This window comes from Xenorhabdus taiwanensis, from assembly GCF_036512875.1.
Lineage (GTDB): Bacteria > Pseudomonadota > Gammaproteobacteria > Enterobacterales > Enterobacteriaceae > Xenorhabdus > Xenorhabdus taiwanensis.
The window spans coordinates 828,507-846,250 of sequence record NZ_AP028978.1; the positions used below are offsets into that span (position 1 = coordinate 828,507).

Here is a 17,744-nt window from a genome sequence, read left to right on the forward strand (position 1 = left end):
TAGGTGCTAACTCTTTTTCATTTTTTACCTTGGGAATAGGTGTGTGAGATTATTTTCACAATTAAGCTGGTATTTTATTCGTGAATGGCGGCGTTATCTGGGAGCTGTCATTTTCCTCATTTTGATTGCGGTGTTGCAACTCATTCCTCCCCACTTAGTTGGGATTATCGTTGATGGCATTAGCACAAAAACAATGACATTTCGTCAGCTATTGATGTTGCTGGGGTTAATGCTGTTCATTGCTTTGGCCATCTATGGTCTGCGATATGTTTGGCGTGTATGGTTGTTTGGTGCTTCTTATCGGCTGGCTGTTAAGCTGCGTGGTGACTTCTACAAGCGTCTGAGTAGTCAGAATCCTGAATTTTATTTGCGTCATAGAACAGGCGATCTCATGGCGCGCGCAACAAATGATGTTGACAAAGTTGTTTTTGCCGCAGGTGAGGGAGTCCTTACTTTGGTTGATGCTTTGGTTATGGGGTGTTCTGTCCTAATTGTAATGAGCGTGGAGATCAGTTGGCAATTAACATTGTTATCATTAGCACCGATGCCCATTATGGCTTTGGCAATTAAGCATTATGGTAATCAGCTTCATCATCGTTTTAAATCTGCGCAAGGCGCATTCTCTGTACTAAATAACCATGCGCAGGAAAGTTTGACTAGTATCCGTATGATAAAAGCGTTTGGATTGGAAAAACTCCAATCTAATCAGTTTGAAGAAGTTGCTATTGATGCTGGGCGTAAGAATATGCATGTTGCGCGTGTAGATGCGCGTTTTGACCCCACTATTTTCATTGCTATTACTGTTGCAAACCTCTTGGCTGTGGGTGGAGGGAGTTGGATGGTGGTGAATGGTTCCATGACACTTGGGGAATTGACCAGTTTTGTCATGTATCTGGGATTGATGATCTGGCCTATGTTGGCATTGGCGTGGATGTTCAACATTGTTGAGAGAGGAAGTGCTGCTTATACACGTATCCGCAGTTTGTTGCAGGAACCACTGGTAACCGAAGATGGCGTGTTGTCTTTGTCTTCAGAGCGGGGGAGCTTGCAGGGAAATATCAACAAATTTACCTATCCTCAAAGTGATAAACCTGTTTTGGAAAATATCCATTTCCAACTAGAGCCTGGTCAGTTATTGGGACTTTGTGGATCAACTGGTGCAGGGAAGAGTACTTTATTGGCTTTGTTACAACGGCAGTTTGATGTAACCGATGGAGCTATTCTTTTCCAGTCAAAAAATATCTCTGCGCTTCGAATGGAAGAGTGGCGTTCACGGTTGGCTATTGTCAACCAAACTCCCTTCCTGTTTTCGGATACGGTTGCAGGTAATATTGCGTTGGGACGACCTGATGCAACCCAAGAGAAAATAGAAGAAGTTGCTCGTTTAGCAAGTGTACATGATGATATTTTGCGATTGCCTCAAGGTTATCAAACGGAAGTGGGAGAGCGCGGTGTGATGCTTTCCGGAGGGCAAAAACAGCGTATATCCATTGCCAGAGCTTTGCTGTTAGAGACGGAGATTTTAATCCTTGATGATGCCCTGTCAGCCGTGGATGGTCACACGGAACACCAGATTATGAAAAATCTTAGCCAATGGCGGCAACAGCGCACTGTTATTATCAGTGCGCATCGGCTGTCGGCATTAACGGAAGCAGATAATATTTTGGTTATGCAACATGGTTCGCTTATACAACACGGCCAGCATAAACAACTTATCGCCCAATCAGGTTGGTATTCCGATATGTACCATTACCAACAACTAGAAGCTGCATTGGGTGGAGAAAATGACTAAAACTCATATAGGTAAGCTATGGCCGTCATTAAAGCGCTTGCTTTCTTACGGCAAAAATTACCGCAAACCGATGTTAATTGCTGTATTGATGTTGTGGGTTGCAGCATTGGCAGAAGTAAGCGGACCTCTGCTTGTAAGTTATTTTATCGACAATATGGTAGCAACGGGAAATTTACCGCTCGATATTGTCGGTGGACTTGCCGCAATATTCTTGATTTTGCAGCTTATTGCAGCCGCTTTACACTATTACCAAACGTTATTTTTTAATCAGGCATCTGTGGGCGTGGTGCAGAAGCTTCGTACTGATGTGATGGATTCAGCATTACGTCAGCCATTAAGTGCTTTTGATAATCAACCAGTTGGACAACTGATATCCCGTGTAACAAATGATACTGAGGTCATTAAGGATCTGTTTGTTAATGTGATTCCAATGGTATTCCGCTGTATTGCACTAATTGGTGCCATGCTGATAGCCATGTTTGTTTTAAATTGGCGTATGGCATGTGTTGCAATCGTAATATTTCCGGCAGTCTTGCTTGTAATGGTGATCTATCAGCGTCTTAGCACCCCAATAGTTAGGCGGGTTCGCGGCTATCTGGCTGACATTAATGATGGTTTTAATGAAGCCATTAATGGAATGAGTGTGATTCAGCAGTTTCGTCAACAAGCGCGTTTTGGCGAGAAAATGTTGGCTATCAACCGAGCTCATTATCAGGCTCGTATGCAGGCTTTACGGTTAGATGGCATCTTATTAAGACCATTATTGAGTTTCTTTTCTGCCGCAATATTGTGTGGTTTGCTCTTATTGTTTGGTATCAAAGGCACTGAGGTTATTGGCGTTGGTGTACTGTATGCCTTTATTAACTATCTTGGGCGATTAAATGAGCCACTGATTGAGTTGACTTCACAGCAATCGGTATTGCAGCAAGCGGTGGTTTCAGGAGAACGTGTTTTCGAATTGATGGATAGTCCACAACAGCAATATGGCAATGATTTGCGGGCGTTGGAAAGTGGCCGAATTGATATTGAAAACTTAAACTTTGCTTATCGTGGTGACAAACTTGTCTTAAGTGATATTAACCTGCATGTTCCTCCACATGGGTTTGTGGCCTTGGTTGGGCATACAGGGAGTGGAAAAAGCACTCTGGCTAATTTGATTATGGGGTACTATCCGTGGCAAGACGGTGAGATCTATCTTGACAGGCGTTCCATATCTTCGCTTTCACACGCAGTGCTGCGTAATGGGGTGGCAATGGTGCAGCAAGATCCTGTTGTTTTGGCAGCTTCATTCCTCAACAATATCACGTTAGGGCGGGATATCAGCGAAGAGAAAATATGGGAAGTACTGGAATTAGTTCAATTAGCTGACTTTGTTCGTAATTTACCAGATGGTTTGAATTTCGTTTTGGGAGAACAAGGGAATACACTTTCAGCAGGTCAAAAACAGCTTTTAGCAATGGCCAGAGTTTTAGTGCAAACGCCACAGATCCTTATTTTAGATGAGGCAACCGCGAATATTGACTCTGGGACAGAGCAATCAGTACAGAGAGCTCTGAGAATGATCCGTAAACAGACGACATTGGTGGTGATTGCTCATCGTCTTTCAACCATTACTGAGGCTGATTCCATATTAGTGCTGCATCGTGGTGCAATTGCTGAGCAAGGTCAGCATCGCCAGCTACTGGAAAAGCGTGGACGTTATTATCAAATGTACCAACTCCAGCAAGTTGGTGAGATGTTGAATGAATCAGTGCACGTTTAGTGTGCATATTTAGGCAGCGTATAGGGAGCAAGTGTATTCATTGTTCCCTTTTTTATTCCTTTTTAGAGATGTTTTTCGATAACAGACTGATTACACATCATTTTTAACTTTTGGCATATCCCTTGCAAATATTCCCTTGTACCAACGTAGCGAAACACGAGGGAAATATGAAACTTATCACCATCATCATAAAGCCATTTAAGCTGGAAGAAGTGCGGGAGGCACTTGCTGATATAGGTATACAAGGCATGACCATAACAGAAGTAAAAGGATTTGGACGTCAAAAAGGTCATTCTGAACTTTATCGAGGTGCTGAATACAACGTTAATTTTTTGCCCAAAGTTAAGATTGATATTGCTACCAATGATGAACGAGTTGAAGAAATTATCCATGTTATTCAGCAGACTGCTTTCACTGGAAAAATGGGAGATGGGAAAATATTTCTCTTTGAATTGCAGCATGCCGTCCGAATCAGGACGGGTGAAACGAATGATGCAGCACTGTAAATGAGGAGCAAAAATGAAGAATAAATTTTTATCCATAGCGTGTATTGCGGCCAGTTTTCCTTCGTTTGCTATTGCTGCGGAAAGTAGTCCCAATAAAGCAGATACTGTATTTATGTTAATAAATACGATACTTGTACTTTTTATGACAATACCTGGCATTGCTCTATTTTATGGAGGATTACTACGCAGCAAAAATGTGTTGTCACTAATGTCACAGGTGATTGTCAGTTTTTCATTGGTTTGTGTGCTTTGGATTATTTATGGATATAGCATGACCTTTGAGATAGGCAACTCTTTTTGGGGTGGTTTTGGTCAGGTTATGTTAAAAAATATATCCATAACTGATCTAACTGGTAATTTTTATCAGTTAATTCATGTTGTTTTCCAAGGTGCATTTGCGTGTATTACTGTTGCTTTGGTGGTGGGCGCGTTATGTGAAAGAGTTCGTTTTTCTGCATTGCTGATTTTTAGTGTGTTATGGCTGACAGCATCTTATATTCCCATGGCTCATATGGTATGGGGTGGCGGCTGGCTTGCCCAGGATGGAGCCTTGGATTTTGCTGGCGGGACTGTCGTTCATATTAATGCGGCAGCAGCAGGCTTGGTTGGTGCTTATTTACTTGGAAAGCGCTCAGGCTTTGGGCGGGAAGCATTTAAACCTCATAATCTACCAATGACTTTTATTGGAACAGCGATCCTTTATATTGGATGGTTTGGCTTTAATGTAGGATCTGCTGGTGAAGTAAATGCTATTTCGGCGCTAGCTCTGGTGAATACGGTGGCAGCAACGGCGGGAGCCGTGTTGTCATGGGTTTTCTGTGAGTGGCTATTCCGCCAGAAACCTTCGCTTTTAGGAGCATGTTCCGGGTGTATTTCGGGTTTAGTGGTTATTACACCAGCTGCTGCAACAGTTGGTATCGGTGGTGCATTGGTGATGGGATTGATCGCAGGTATTGCTGGCTTATGGGGGGTAGTCATACTGAAGAAATGGTTACGTGTTGATGATGTTTGTGATGTATTTGGGGTACATGGAGTATGCGGCATTGTTGGTTGTTTGTTGACCAGTGTTTTTACTGCATCCGCTTTAGGTGGAACAGGATTTACTGAAGGAACGACAATGCTAAGACAGCTCGGTATTCAGGCTATTAGTATATTGGTCTGTATGGTTTGGTCATCAATAGCGGCTTATATTTCATTTAAGATTGCTGATAAGTTGGTTGGGCTACGTATTAATCTTGAGTCAGAAAGAGAAGGACTTGATATTACTTCACATGGTGAAAGCGCTTATAATTGAGCACTTTTATTTGCAAATAGGTATGCCGTAGTAACAGAAAAGTTGATTACGGCATACGGTTATTATTGATTCAACTCATCATAGCTTACGAATTACTCCTTTCTCAACCGCAGAAGCGATAAACACGCCTGTACAGTTATAGATATGTCCACGGACAAAACCACGCGCTCCTGATGCTGATGGGCTTTCGATTGAATAAAATAACTCTTCGGGAGAGGGGGACAGGGGCATAGGATTTCATAAACAATGGGCTTATGGCTATCACCTGTACGTAGAAAATAGCTATGAAAGGAGTAGATCATTCTGTCATCCGCGACGGTTTATTTTGCTGCATATGACGCCTGGCCTATTACTTGCCCATCGAAAACTTGAGGAAATCCTAAGTCTTCACTTTGTTCTCGATAAATTCTTTTTTCTATTTTTCTAAATGTATCAAGTTAATTAAGTTTTGCAATGCTTGAGTCATAACATGCCTTTACTTTTGAAGCATTTGAAAGGTATAAATGAAAGATTATGGATAATAAATTTTTATTTATTTGAAAATAAATGGATTAAGTTGTAAATAAAATTATCCTTAAGTTTTTATTTTAGGTGTGAATTATCACTATTAATTTCATCAATGCTTATCAAATAATGCAAATGTATTGTTTTGTAGGTTTATCTTTTGATTTATATGATTATTTTAAATACTAAGGACAGGGAGATTGTTATTTAACTTAGGTTGAAGTTGTGAAATTATCTGTTTTTTATATGGCATGGTAATGATTCATTAGTGTTATTAAATATATCTATTGTTGCACCTGTTTACTGTTCGTCTGCTGTGAGTTATAGCTTGAAAAAAATGCTAAAAATATTACTGTTAAGTAAAATTATTAAATTTTGATGTTTTTTGCAACATTATGGGTAATAAAGCAGCGTTTAAATGAAGTTGCCTTGCTATTTCATAATGTTTGAAAGATAATAGTCACCGCTTCGAAATTTGAAGCTGACATCAATGGGGGCTCTGTTGGTTCTCCCGCAACGCTAACTTGTTAACTTGGTCAGGTCTGGAAAGAAGCAGCCATAGCAAGGGATGCGTGTGCCGGGATGTAGCTGGCAGAGCCCTCACCAATTCAAAACTTGTCATAAGATTATACTGTCAGCCGATAATAGCTACCGGCTCAAGTCACTTTCTATCTGAACATTACAGCTTAGCGGACAAATTTCCAAACAGATGATGGGATTTTATCATAGAGTTTATTCATGGTAAGTTCAGCCAAACGGTGATCAGCCGCGGAGTAGAACAATTCAAGTTCATCTTCCGAAAGCTCGTATTTATTTTTTTCAATTACACGTTCCAGTGTTTCAATAGAAGTGCATTTTCTTAAACGCATCAGATAGTCAGTTTTAGTCATAATCGCCTTATCTTATTTGGTATAAAAAAATAGTTAGGAATATATTTATCAGATTTTACTTAGAGAAGCGTTCAAATCATGTAACAGAACGTTAGTTAAGTGTTCGTTTGTTTTTTGCCATTTTGTAAGTTCAAGAAAGCTTATCTTATCACTTCCAAACAAATTATATGTTTCATCTAGATAATCATCAATTAAGGTGCTCAGAGTGTGGTTGTCTGAGTATTTAATTTTAAAGCTCCAGACAAAAGCTGCAATGTGTTCAATCAATTCGTTTAGTTTTAAACTTTTCTCAGAGGTCAGGTCGTGAATCCAATGATTATCAGTGCGATTCAGGACGGAAAAAGCCTCATGAATTAAATTCTCGCATAAGTATTTTAATTCAGCAATATCATGTCTTCTTGGTGAATATTCATCCATAATCACCTCCGTAAACGATGCATAGCTTATTTGAATTAAGGCTTATACATGCTAATTATTATAGTCATTCTTTTAGAATAGAGCCTATCAAAACATGATTATTATTTATTAATGTTAATGCTCTATTTTACCTGTCTGCCAACTAGTTTTTTTACAATATCTCATTTACGTTTAGTTATGGCAAAAACACTAAATTCTGACAAAGCCTCGTTTCTGGCAAGCACTAGCATTCTACTACGGAGGATAGTCATATCACATATACTATGAAATATATTAAATTATACTAATACAGTAGAAGCTGTAACAATAGCACAGCAATCATTATAGGCGATTGTATTGAGACTTTCAAAATCAATATAGCGTCATTATTACATATGTCACCATCGAGATGGAACACTTTTTACCATTAAAGGTGTAATCAAGAGAAAAACAAGGAAAGTTACCAGCTTATCTTCTATTTATTATAAAAAACAGAAATTGTTGTCTTTTAAACCTACTTTTTCATTCATAAGTATTTATTTTAATTAGACTATGAATGAATTTTAACGCAGATATTGTCATCTTGTAATTTACTGTTCGAAGGCGTTTTTACCCGTTAAAAAGGCCACAACATAAGTGGCCTTTTTAACATAGCTGAATTTAGTGAGGGGCTGAAATGTGTTCAATCTCCTCATTTTTTTTCGTAAACCGCCGCTTAATGACAACGAAAAATACAGGGACGAAATAAATTGCTAATGATGTAGCTGCAATCATTCCACCCAATACTCCCGTTCCTACGGCATTTTGTGCACCTGAACCTGCGCCATTGCTCAATACCAGAGGCATTACGCCAAGCATAAAGGCTAAAGACGTCATTAGGATTGGGCGTAAGCGCATTCGGGCTGCTTCAAGAGTTGCTTCTATTAATCCCTTGCCTTCTTTTTCTATCAAATCCTTGGCGAACTCGACGATAAGGATGGCATTTTTCGCAGACAACCCGATGGTCGTCAGTAAGCCAACCTTAAAGTAGACGTCGTTATCCAGTCCACGTATTGATGTTGCCAGTAATGCACCGATAACCCCCAAAGGGACGACTAGCATGACCGAGAACGGAACAGACCAGCTTTCATATAATGCTGCCAGACAAAGGAATACGACAATCAATGACAGCGCATATAGAGCAGGGGCCTGATTACCGGATAAACGTTCTTGATAAGACATTCCGGTCCAGTCATAGCCAATTCCTGGCGGTAATTGTGATGCCAATTGCTCCATAAGTGCCATTGCATCACCAGTACTTTGACCAGGCGCTGCTTCTCCCACAATTTCCATGGAAGGAAGACCGTTGTAGCGTTCCAGACGTGGTGAACCGTAAATCCAAGGCTCTTTCGATGCATCTATGAATGCAGAAAACGGCACCATTTCTCCGTGATAGTTACGAACATACAACTTGCTGATATCGCTGGGTAACATGCGGTAAGGAGCATCAGCCTGAATATAGACTTTTTTGACTCGACCGCGGTCGATAAAATCATTGACGTAAACACCGCCAAACATCGTGCTCAGGGTTGAGTTGATATTTGTCGTGGATACAGCCAGAGCTTCTGCTTTTTCCTTATCGATATAAATACGATATTGTTGTGTGTCATCTTGCCCATTAGGGCGGACATTCGTCAGCATATCTGGGTGTTTTGCAACCATACCAAGCAATTGGTTACGTGCTTCTGTCAGTGCTGCATGCCCCAAATTTCCTTTATCAATCAACTGGAAGTCAAATCCGCTGGCAGAACCCAACTCTACAATTGAAGGAATATTGAACGCAAAGACAAGACCTTCCTTAATTTGAGCAAAATTCGCATTTGCTCGAGCAACAATGGCCGGAACCTTATCTTTTGAATCCTTGCGTAGTTCCCAATCTTTTAAGCTGATAAATGCCAGGCCAGTGTTTTGTCCTTGACCACTAAAACCAAAGCCATTAACTGTAAATACAGATTTAACAACGTCTTTCTCTTTGGTATAGAAGTAGTCATTGATTTCATTCAATACCTTTTGTGTCTGTTCCTGAGTTGAGCCAGGGGGCAATTGGACCATTGCCAGTAAAACCCCCTGATCTTCTTCTGGCAAGAAGGAGGATGGCAGATTCTTAAATATCCAGGCCATGCCAGCGATCAACATGACATAGATCACCAAATAACGCCCTGTGCCACGTAACATCCGGCCAATACTATCAGTGTAATGATGTGTGCTTTTTTCAAACAGACGGTTAAACCAAACAAAGAATCCTGTGTGAGTTCCATGGCCGCCTTTAGCAACAGGTTTGAGTATCGTAGCACACAGTGCTGGAGTCAGGATTAATGCTACCAGCACAGACAGTACCATTGCTGAAACGATCGTGATTGAGAATTGGCGGTAAATTGCTCCTGTTGAACCTCCGAAAAATGCCATTGGTACAAATACAGCGGAAAGCACTAGTGCGATACCGACCAGAGCGCCTTGGATCTGCCCCATTGATTTTTTGGTGGCTTCTTTCGGTGATAGCCCCTCTTCTCGCATGATTCGTTCGACGTTTTCCACTACCACAATGGCATCATCCACGAGCAAGCCTATGGCAAGTACCATAGCGAACATGGTCAATGTATTGATGGAATAGCCAAACGCAGCAAGAATGGCAAATGTACCAAGCAGTACAACCGGAACTGCAATTGTTGGGATAAAAGTAGCTCGGAAGTTTTGCAGAAACAGGTACATGACGATAAACACTAACAGAATGGCTTCTGCTAATGTTTTCACCACTTCGAAAATAGAAATTTTAACGAATAGCGTGGTGTCATACGGATAGACAACAGACAACCCATGCGGGAAGAAGGGTTGCATTTCAGCCAGTGCTTCTTTAACAGCCTTGGAGGTATTCAAGGCATTGGCACCCGTTGCCAGTTTGATACCAATCCCTGCTGCTGGTTTGCCATTGAAGCGACCAATAATACTGTAATTTTCAGCACCTAATTGAATGGTAGCGACATCATGCAAGCGAATTTGTGAACCGTCGGGGTTCATGCGCAGCAAAATATTGCCAAATTCTTCTGCCGAATTCAGGCGAGTTTGTGCGATGATCGAAGCATTCAAACGCTGACCTGGAACCGGTGGTGTTCCTCCTAATTGTCCGGCAGCAACCTGATTGTTCTGAGCTCTGATTGCACTAATAACATCCTGAGTGGTGATCTTATAGTTGAGCAGTTTGTCAGGATTGAGCCAGATACGCATGGCATACTGCGTGCCAAAGAGCTGTGTTTCACCAACGCCAGCAACACGGCTCAATGCATCTTTGACACTGCTTCCGATATAGTCAGCGATGTCATCTTGAGTCATGGAACCATCTTGAGAGATGAAACCAGCCATCATCAAAAACGAACTGGTGGATTTATCAACACTAACACCTTGTTGCTGAACTTCTTGAGGCAATAGTGGCATTGCTAGTTGCAGTTTATTTTGCACCTGAACTTGCGCGATATCTGGATCTGTGTCTGCTTCAAAGGTCAGCATGATATTCATACTTCCCGCAGAATTGCTGCTGGAAGACATATACACGAGATTATCGATACCGTTCATGTTCTGTTCAATAACTTGTGTTACAGTATTTTGTACTGTTGTCGCGTCAGCTCCTGGGTAACTTGCTGAAATGGAAATAGTAGGTGGAGCAATAGCAGGATATTGCTCCACGGGTAATTTCATGATTGCCAGCAAGCCAGATAGCATAGTGATAATCGCGATTACCCATGCAAAAATTGGCCGTTCGATAAAAAACTTAGGCATGAATCACCGACTCCTTATTGAGGCTTTTTTGCAGACTCAGTTTGATTAGCCGTAGGATTAGCATTCAAATCTGTTTCCGTTGGCTTGACCGTTATTCCCGGTGCTATTTTCTGCAACCCTGTGACGATTACTCTATCGCCAGCTTTCAGACCTTCTGTCACCAACCACTTGTTACCAATTGCCTGAGTAGCGTTAATATTGCGCAATTCTACTTTGTTATCTTTATCTACAATCAGTATGGTTGCTTGACCACGAGGTGTTCTGGTAACAGCTTGCTGCGGAACCAAAATCGCATTTTTGCGCACACCTTCTTCTAATTTAGTGCGAACAAACATACCTGGCAGTAATTCTTCATTCGGGTTTGGGAATACAGCACGCATAGTGATAGAGCTTGTTGTTTCGTCAACCGTCACGTCAGAAAACTCTAGATAACCTTGTTGACTGTATTCTTGTCCGGTGTCCGTTATCAGGTGAATTTTGGTCTTTTTGCTTTCTTTCTGAACGGTTCCTTTTGCAATTTCATTTTTGAGTCGCAGATAGTCGTCACTTGATTGAGTGATATCAACATAGATAGGATCTAACTGCTGAACAATCGTCAGGGCTGTTGGCTGACCAGCAGAAACCAGGGCTCCTTCTGTGACGGTGGACTTACCCGCACGCCCGGAAATAGGGGAGGTTACCTTGGTGTATGCCAGGTTGATTCTGGCATTTTCCAATGCAGCCTCAGAGGACTGGACATCTGCTTTTGCCTGAGCATATTCTGAATTTGCTTTATCAAACTCCTGCTTACTCACGTATTGTGTGCCTAGCAAGGATTGATAACGTTCAACGGTTAAGCGGGAAACATTCTCATTGGCTTGCGCTCTGGCTAAACTTGCTTTGGCTTTACTGTATTCTGCTTGATAAGTTGCAGGATCTATTTGGTATAACGACTCACCCGCAACCACATCACTTCCTTCTTTATAGTTACGTTTTAGGATGATGCCGCCGACTTGGGGACGAACCTCGGCAACACGATAAGCCGAGGTACGGCCTGGTAATTCTGTGATGACCGTTAGAGGTTCTGCCTTCAGCGTGACGATACCAACTTCAGGAACATGCTGGCCAGCAGCCCCTTGCTGTGTATTTTTATTGTCATTACATCCTGAAAGAATGAAACTGCCTGAAATTACCAGTAATGTGGCCAGAGGCAAAACTCCCCTGTTCTTTCGCATAAGTAAACCTCAATTTTTCAATGTTGATTCGCTAATCTAACAAGTGAAATCATTACTTCGTTGGTTAATGGGTGCTATAGTACAAACATACATGAATGTATGTAAATCAGCCTCGGTCAAAAACAAAGTTTATGGCACTAAAATGGCACGAAAAACTAAACAGCAAGCAAATCAAACTCGTCAGCAAATTATAGATGCTGCGATAAAGATCTTTTCTGAGCGTGGTGTTTCTGCTACCTCGCTATCCGATATCGCAACTGCCGCTGGTGTAACGCGCGGAGCAATTTACTGGCACTTTAAAAATAAAACAGATCTACTTTCTGTTGTTTGTAGAATGCCAGAACATAAAATAGACGAACTAGAGAAAGAGTATCAATCAAAATATCCTGATAATCCACTTATTGCGTTGAGATATTTATTAATTTCCATGTTAAAAATGATGATCGATGATTCTCAGATTCGACAATTAATGGAAATTTTTTTCCATAAATGTGAATTCGTTGGAGAAATGTCTCCATTAGTAGAGGATATTAGGGGAATGTGTATTTCTGATTACAAGAAAATTGAAAAAATGTTATTTTCTTGTATTCAATCTGGAGAGCTACCCCATAATCTTGATTTCAGACGTTCTGCCATCATGTTGAGGGCGTTGATGACTGGAATATTTGAGAACTGGTCATTCTCACCGGACAGTTTTAATATTCAAGAGCAATCGGCTCATTTGGTGGATAGTTTCATTGATACACTTAAATACAGCCGCCATTTGCGGAACATTAACGAAAACGAATCTTGAAGGAAGCCCGCTGTGAACTGAAATTCTAAGTTACAGTTGCTGGTTTGGTCGGGCAAACGCCTAAAGAAGACTATAATTCAAAATAAATACTGGAAATTTTGATGGCACAAGGTGTCGAAGTTAAATTGTGCAAAACCTGCACTGATGCTGGGGGAATGAGTGAACTGGCATTGGTTGATAGCGTGGCAAATGATGAGTAGATGAGTTCATGGTTTCAGTTAACCGATATTTGGGTGTTTTACTCAATCAGAGAAGTTTGTGTAACAAATTCTCTGCGATACGTTTCTTCACGATACTGTGTTTTCTCCTGTCACCTTTCCTTTTTTCGGTAAATGCGGCGGCCGGCGGTGATGTTCCAACCCGTAATAATATTCAAAATCAGCTTAAGATTCTGACGGAACGTAAGGAGCACACAGTTGAAGAAAAGGTATCGATAGCTGATTTGGAAAAGACGCTCTCTTTCTTTGACAAAATAGATCAACTGAAACTGGATTTCGATCTACTTAGGAAAAATGTGCAAAATGTGCCACAAAAATCACATCAGGTTACGACTGAACTGGAGAATCTGAAAAATAACGATCAGCAGGATGCATATAAACAAACTCTGGAAACACAGTCTTTAAAGCAGCTCGAATCGAAACTGAATAGTACATGGTATAACTTGCAGCGGGCACAGGAAAACCTTGCCAGCTACAACAGTCAGTTGATTGGGCTGCAAACTCAACCAGAACGCGTGCAGAATGTGCTATTCCGTAACATGCAGAGATTGCAGCAAATTCGCAACCAACTCAATAATGCATTGACTGAGCAGTCAGAAGCGAGTTTCACTCAGATAGAGTTATTGCAGGTAGAACAACTTTTTCTGACTCAGCAAAATGAGTATCAAAGAGAATCTCTACAGGCGAATACTCAGTTACAAGCACTTTTACAGCGGCAACGAGATTATACGATTTTCCAAATTGAGCAGTTGGAACGTAATGTTCAGTTTATTCAAAATGTGATGAGTGGAAAGCGCTTGGTTCTTTCTGAAGAAACCGCGAAAGAAGCGCAAACTAAGGATGGTAAAAATTTACATATCCAAGATAACTTATTAGTTCAGGCAGAGATTGAACATAATCGTGAATTGAGTAAACGGTTAATTGCTGCAACACGTGATAATAACCAACTGGCGCAGAAAAGTATTCGCGTTAAGAACTTTCTGGAGCGGACCATCCAATCAGAGCGTAATCTTAAAGAGCAAATTAAGGTATTACGTGGCAGCTTATTGTTATCACGTATCCTGTTTCAGGAACAGTTGAAAATACCACAGGATGTGTTGACAAAAGATTTACCAACGAAAATAGCAGACTTACGTCTGGAGCAATTTGAAATTAATCAGGAGCGAGATCAACTCTGTCAAGGGAATGACTATTTCAATAATTTATTGAGTAATAATCGTAATCAAATTAAAAATGCATCCAATGAAATGGTGGATGAAATCCATAATGCTATCAAGCAGATTCTGGCAGTTCATTGTGAGCTTTTAGAGCAGCTCAATAATCAGTTGGGAAATCAGATTACTTACGCCATTAACTTGCAAATGGATCAGCAGCAGTTGTTGGATATCTCTGAATCACTGGAGCAAACTCTTGTCCAACAAATTTTTTGGGTTAACAGTAACAAGCCAATGAACGTGGCATGGTTGAAATCCTTGCCTGAACTCATTCAAGAAGAACTGAGTCATCTGGATATTAGCTTAACGCTTAATGGACTGATTACGGGGCTAAAAAACTCTATCCATTTCGTCATTCCTCTTGTGTTAGTCGGCCTGTTTTTACGCTGGCAAACCAAAGGCATTAATGAACAGTTGAAAAAAATAGCGGGCGAAGTGGGGCAGTTTCGCCGTGACAGTCAACTACATACTCCATTGGCACTGATACTGACATTAATAAAAACATTGCCACTCGCTTTTATCGTGTTGGCGATAGGTTATTGGTATTCGAAATCAGGTGATGAGTTTGGGGATTTGATTTGGGGATTCTCTCGTCAGTTGGCGCTTTTTTGGATTATGTATATACCAATCTAACTTGAAGATGCAGGAATTAAAATCTGAAAGTTGTCAGTCAGTCGAGTCGTCAGTTCTTTCGCTTTTTCTGGCAACGTGACCTGAAAAAAGTGACGAAGGGTTTCACGGAACGTCTTCGCATCCGGAAAATAGACATTGTTACGCACCTGCTCATTCATATACTTCCACAATCGCTCTATCGGATTGAGATTTGGGCTATAAGGCGGGAGGTAATGCAATTCAATATTCAGGACATACGCCATCTCTTTCACCAACTCTGCTCTGTGGTAACCCGCACCATCCAGAATAATATGGATTTTTTGCGAAAGCGGGTAAGTTTCCCGGAGCGACCCGAAAAAATACGCGATGTTTTCAGCATTGATACTCGGATACTCACGGATCACCGTGTCTTCAATGCGTTGTAAATTGAGGGCACCCAGAATATTGAGACGGGTACGACTGCCGGTGGTTTCGACCACTTTGACCTGATTTTTTCCTGCTTTCATCCAGCCATAGCTGAGCTTTGTGGACTGGGTTGGATGCACCGCATCAATAAATAGGATAGGTTCACTCTGACCCACTCCGTTTTTCAGCGATTGGTAATCATCAATAAATTGTTGCTGTTTATCCGCATCAAATTTATGCGGAACGCCCTTGGGTTTCTTGTAGCTGAAACCCTGGCGGTGAAGCCATTTTGTCATTCCGCCCACGCTGAAAGACACCTGCCAACGGGCTTGGACATAGGCCACAATTTGAGTGGTCGTATGCATCAAATTGGCCGTCAAATAATCAATCAGGTCGGTGGTTTGTTCGGCAGAGAGATGGCTTTCAGACCCGCCATTTTCCGGGATGAGCTTTTCCTGAGCGATGAAATCTTTTAGGTGACGGCTGACCGTACTTTCATGAATACGCAAGGCCTGTGCAATCATCTGAGCAGTCCAGCCTTCAGAGGCCAAAAGCACGGCCTTGATGCGATCACAGACTCGACTGTCACGAGTGGTATCATGCATCAATTCGAGGGCACGTTTTTGTTCTGGTGTCAGATGAATTTTCATGGTCGTAAGCATGATCTGGTTTGGGGGATAAATCAAGCATCTTCAATGGCGATTGGTATAGTTGCAGTTACCAGATTCTGGTGAAAGGTGGGATTGGAGAACAGCATTTTTCTCTGGACAGTGCTGTTTGTCACTTATTCCGTAAAAATCTTGTTCACCTGTCGATAACACTATTACCCATTTTGTTCTGGATAACATTGGGGGCTAAATATCCTTTACGTCTGTCTGATGATGTTATTGGACAATGTACGGTATTGATCTGCCTGTTCTTTGTTTTTCTACTTGTTTTTCCATTCTGCCGTTATGTATGGCGTGAAAAAAGCGCACACATGATCCGTACCATCGTAGTGACGGTATTAACTTTTGCTCCGTTGGTTCTGATGGTGCTGATGATATCGGGTTATTTCTATACAACTCTACGTCTGGCAGAGCGTTGGCTCTATAGTTTGTATTTACTATTTCTCTGGCATATCAGTTATCAAGCCTGTTTGCGGGGATTGGGAATTGCGGCGCGCCGTATTGCCTATCGACGTGCTGTCGCTCGTCGTCAGTCTCTAACGAAAGAAGGGGCAGAAGGCGAAGTGACGGAAGAACCGCCAATGGCTTTAGATCGCATTAATCAGCAATCATTGCGTTTAACTACCATGGTGTTGTTTTTGATCTTTTTAGGTGCATTTTATTGGATTTGGTCTGATCTGGTGACGGTGTTTTCTTATCTTGATGGGATCAATTTGTGGCAATACAGCACTACAACAGAGCTGGGCAATGTCATGAAGCACGTGACTTTGAAAGATTTGGTACTTTCAGTAGCAATGTTGGTCATTTCTTGGGTCATGATGAGAAACTTGCCAGGTCTGCTAGAAGTGTTGGTGTTATCCCGCTTGCAGTTGCAACAAGGTTCGTCGTATGCCATTAAAACGGTCATGCTCCCAATGATTAGATCTTGTGATAAACTCCCTGCTTTTTATTATGGGGTGAGAGATGGCTAAAGTTGATGTGGTTTGTCGTTACTGTCATAAAACAGAAGAGGTTAAAGGGCATGGAAAAGGGCGTACTGGTCATCCCCGCTATCACTGCTATGCCTGCCGTAAAACCTTTCAACTGAATTATGCCTATCAAGCCTGTTATCCCGGCGTGAAAGAGCAAATTATTGATATGGCAGTGAATAACTCCGGTGTCAGGGACACGGCTCGGGTTCTGAAAGTCGGCATTAACACCGTCATTCGCACATTAAAAAACTCACACCAAGACAAGTGACTACGCTGCCGCTTGCGGGCAGTGAGATTCATCTTGTCTGTGAAATAGATGAGCAGTGGTCATTTGTCGGTAATAAGAAAAATCAACGCTGGCTCTGGTATGCCTGGGAGCCGAATAAGAAACGGGTAGTGGCACATGTGTTTGGGGATCGCAGCAGGAAAACATTGAAAAAGCTGCTGGCACTCTTGTCTCCTTTTACTATCCGGTTTTACTGTACAGATGATTATGCCGTTTACGATTACCTGCCTCAGGAAAAACACCTCACGGGAAAGAAATTTACCCAACGTATCGAGAGAACAAATCTTACGCTTCGTATCCGGATAAAGAGGCTGAATAGAAAAACAATAGGTTATTCCAAATCCGAAGAGATGCATGACAAAGTGGTAGGTACGTTCATTGAACGTGAATACTATATTTCATAACAGAT

General features: G+C 41.5%; 14 protein-coding genes, 1 other RNA gene and 1 pseudogene. 9 read left to right on the forward strand and 7 right to left on the reverse strand.

The annotated features are described in order from the left end of the window. Window positions 1-43 precede the first annotated feature (43 nt). The 4 genes from ACE1SE_RS03595 to amtB all read left to right on the forward strand — a co-directional run bounded on the left by ACE1SE_RS03595 (window position 44) and on the right by amtB (window position 5,354). Window positions 44-1,792 carry a SmdA family multidrug ABC transporter permease/ATP-binding protein gene (locus tag ACE1SE_RS03595; protein WP_374052684.1) on the forward strand — a complete coding sequence of 583 codons (1,749 nt, stop codon included), beginning with the start codon at window positions 44-46 and terminating at the stop codon, window positions 1,790-1,792. Further along, the gene (locus ACE1SE_RS03600) at window positions 1,785-3,554 is read left to right on the forward strand and encodes a SmdB family multidrug efflux ABC transporter permease/ATP-binding protein (RefSeq protein WP_374052685.1); all 1,770 of its coding nucleotides are present in this window, start codon (window positions 1,785-1,787) and stop codon (window positions 3,552-3,554) included. Before ACE1SE_RS03595 ends, ACE1SE_RS03600 begins: the two co-directional genes overlap by 8 nt. A 167-nt stretch (window positions 3,555-3,721) precedes the next feature. Beyond that, complete coding sequence (glnK, locus tag ACE1SE_RS03605; protein WP_374052686.1) at window positions 3,722-4,060, forward strand: P-II family nitrogen regulator; 339 nt, start codon at window positions 3,722-3,724, stop codon at window positions 4,058-4,060. A 13-nt stretch (window positions 4,061-4,073) separates the two neighbouring features. Beyond that, on the forward strand, window positions 4,074-5,354 hold the full coding sequence (gene amtB, locus ACE1SE_RS03610; protein ID WP_374052687.1) for an ammonium transporter AmtB: 1,281 nt from the start codon (window positions 4,074-4,076) through the stop codon (window positions 5,352-5,354). A gap of 78 nt (window positions 5,355-5,432) precedes the next feature. On the opposite strand, the gene ACE1SE_RS03615 is transcribed toward amtB, so the two are convergent. Continuing rightward, on the reverse strand, window positions 5,433-5,585 hold the full coding sequence (locus ACE1SE_RS03615) for a hypothetical protein (RefSeq protein ID WP_374052688.1): 153 nt from the start codon (window positions 5,583-5,585) through the stop codon (window positions 5,433-5,435). 2 nt (window positions 5,586-5,587) lie between these two features. Then, window positions 5,588-5,820 (reverse strand): annotated as a pseudogene (locus tag ACE1SE_RS03620) (acyl-CoA thioesterase II); the annotation flags it as partial. Window positions 5,821-6,358: 538 nt separating this feature from the next. Between ACE1SE_RS03620 and ffs the strand changes: the two are divergent. Then, window positions 6,359-6,455, forward strand: an RNA gene (gene ffs / locus ACE1SE_RS03625) — signal recognition particle sRNA small type. Between the two features lie 89 nt (window positions 6,456-6,544). Here the strand turns inward: ffs and hha are convergent. The 4 genes from hha to ACE1SE_RS03645 form a co-directional block, all read right to left on the reverse strand. Beyond that, the gene (gene hha, locus ACE1SE_RS03630) at window positions 6,545-6,748 is read right to left on the reverse strand and encodes a hemolysin expression-modulating protein Hha (RefSeq protein ID WP_047766794.1); all 204 of its coding nucleotides are present in this window, start codon (window positions 6,746-6,748) and stop codon (window positions 6,545-6,547) included. 48 nt (window positions 6,749-6,796) lie between these two features. After that, complete coding sequence (tomB, locus tag ACE1SE_RS03635) at window positions 6,797-7,165, reverse strand: Hha toxicity modulator TomB (protein WP_374052689.1); 369 nt, start codon at window positions 7,163-7,165, stop codon at window positions 6,797-6,799. Window positions 7,166-7,804: 639 nt separating this feature from the next. Next, on the reverse strand, window positions 7,805-10,954 hold the full coding sequence (locus ACE1SE_RS03640) for an efflux RND transporter permease subunit (RefSeq protein ID WP_374052690.1): 3,150 nt from the start codon (window positions 10,952-10,954) through the stop codon (window positions 7,805-7,807). A gap of 14 nt (window positions 10,955-10,968) precedes the next feature. Further along, window positions 10,969-12,168, reverse strand: coding sequence for an efflux RND transporter periplasmic adaptor subunit (locus ACE1SE_RS03645; RefSeq protein WP_374052691.1), 1,200 nt, complete (start codon window positions 12,166-12,168; stop codon window positions 10,969-10,971). A 142-nt stretch (window positions 12,169-12,310) separates the two neighbouring features. Here ACE1SE_RS03645 and acrR point away from each other — a divergent pair, with 142 nt between their 5' ends. Both acrR and ACE1SE_RS03655 read left to right on the forward strand, forming a co-directional pair. After that, window positions 12,311-12,961, forward strand: a complete 651-nt coding sequence (gene acrR, locus ACE1SE_RS03650; RefSeq protein ID WP_374052692.1) for a multidrug efflux transporter transcriptional repressor AcrR — start codon at window positions 12,311-12,313, stop codon at window positions 12,959-12,961. A gap of 208 nt (window positions 12,962-13,169) precedes the next feature. After that, window positions 13,170-15,026 carry a hypothetical protein gene (locus ACE1SE_RS03655; RefSeq protein ID WP_374052693.1) on the forward strand — a complete coding sequence of 619 codons (1,857 nt, stop codon included), beginning with the start codon at window positions 13,170-13,172 and terminating at the stop codon, window positions 15,024-15,026. Here ACE1SE_RS03655 and ACE1SE_RS03660 read toward each other — a convergent pair. Continuing rightward, complete coding sequence (locus ACE1SE_RS03660) at window positions 15,023-16,060, reverse strand: IS630 family transposase (RefSeq protein WP_374052694.1); 1,038 nt, start codon at window positions 16,058-16,060, stop codon at window positions 15,023-15,025. The two genes, ACE1SE_RS03655 and ACE1SE_RS03660, sit on opposite strands and share 4 nt — an antisense overlap. 20 nt (window positions 16,061-16,080) lie before the next feature. On the opposite strand from ACE1SE_RS03660, the gene ACE1SE_RS03665 reads away from it, so the two are divergent. Both ACE1SE_RS03665 and ACE1SE_RS03670 read left to right on the forward strand, forming a co-directional pair. Then, complete coding sequence (locus tag ACE1SE_RS03665) at window positions 16,081-17,049, forward strand: hypothetical protein (protein ID WP_374052695.1); 969 nt, start codon at window positions 16,081-16,083, stop codon at window positions 17,047-17,049. Beyond that, a protein-coding gene (locus tag ACE1SE_RS03670; RefSeq protein ID WP_374050866.1) for an IS1 family transposase occupies window positions 17,042-17,739 on the forward strand; the annotation gives its coding sequence in 2 pieces (ribosomal slippage) (window positions 17,042-17,291 and window positions 17,291-17,739; 699 coding nt in all). The genes ACE1SE_RS03665 and ACE1SE_RS03670 overlap by 8 nt, the downstream gene beginning before the upstream one ends. The last annotated feature ends 5 nt before the right edge of the window (window positions 17,740-17,744 follow it).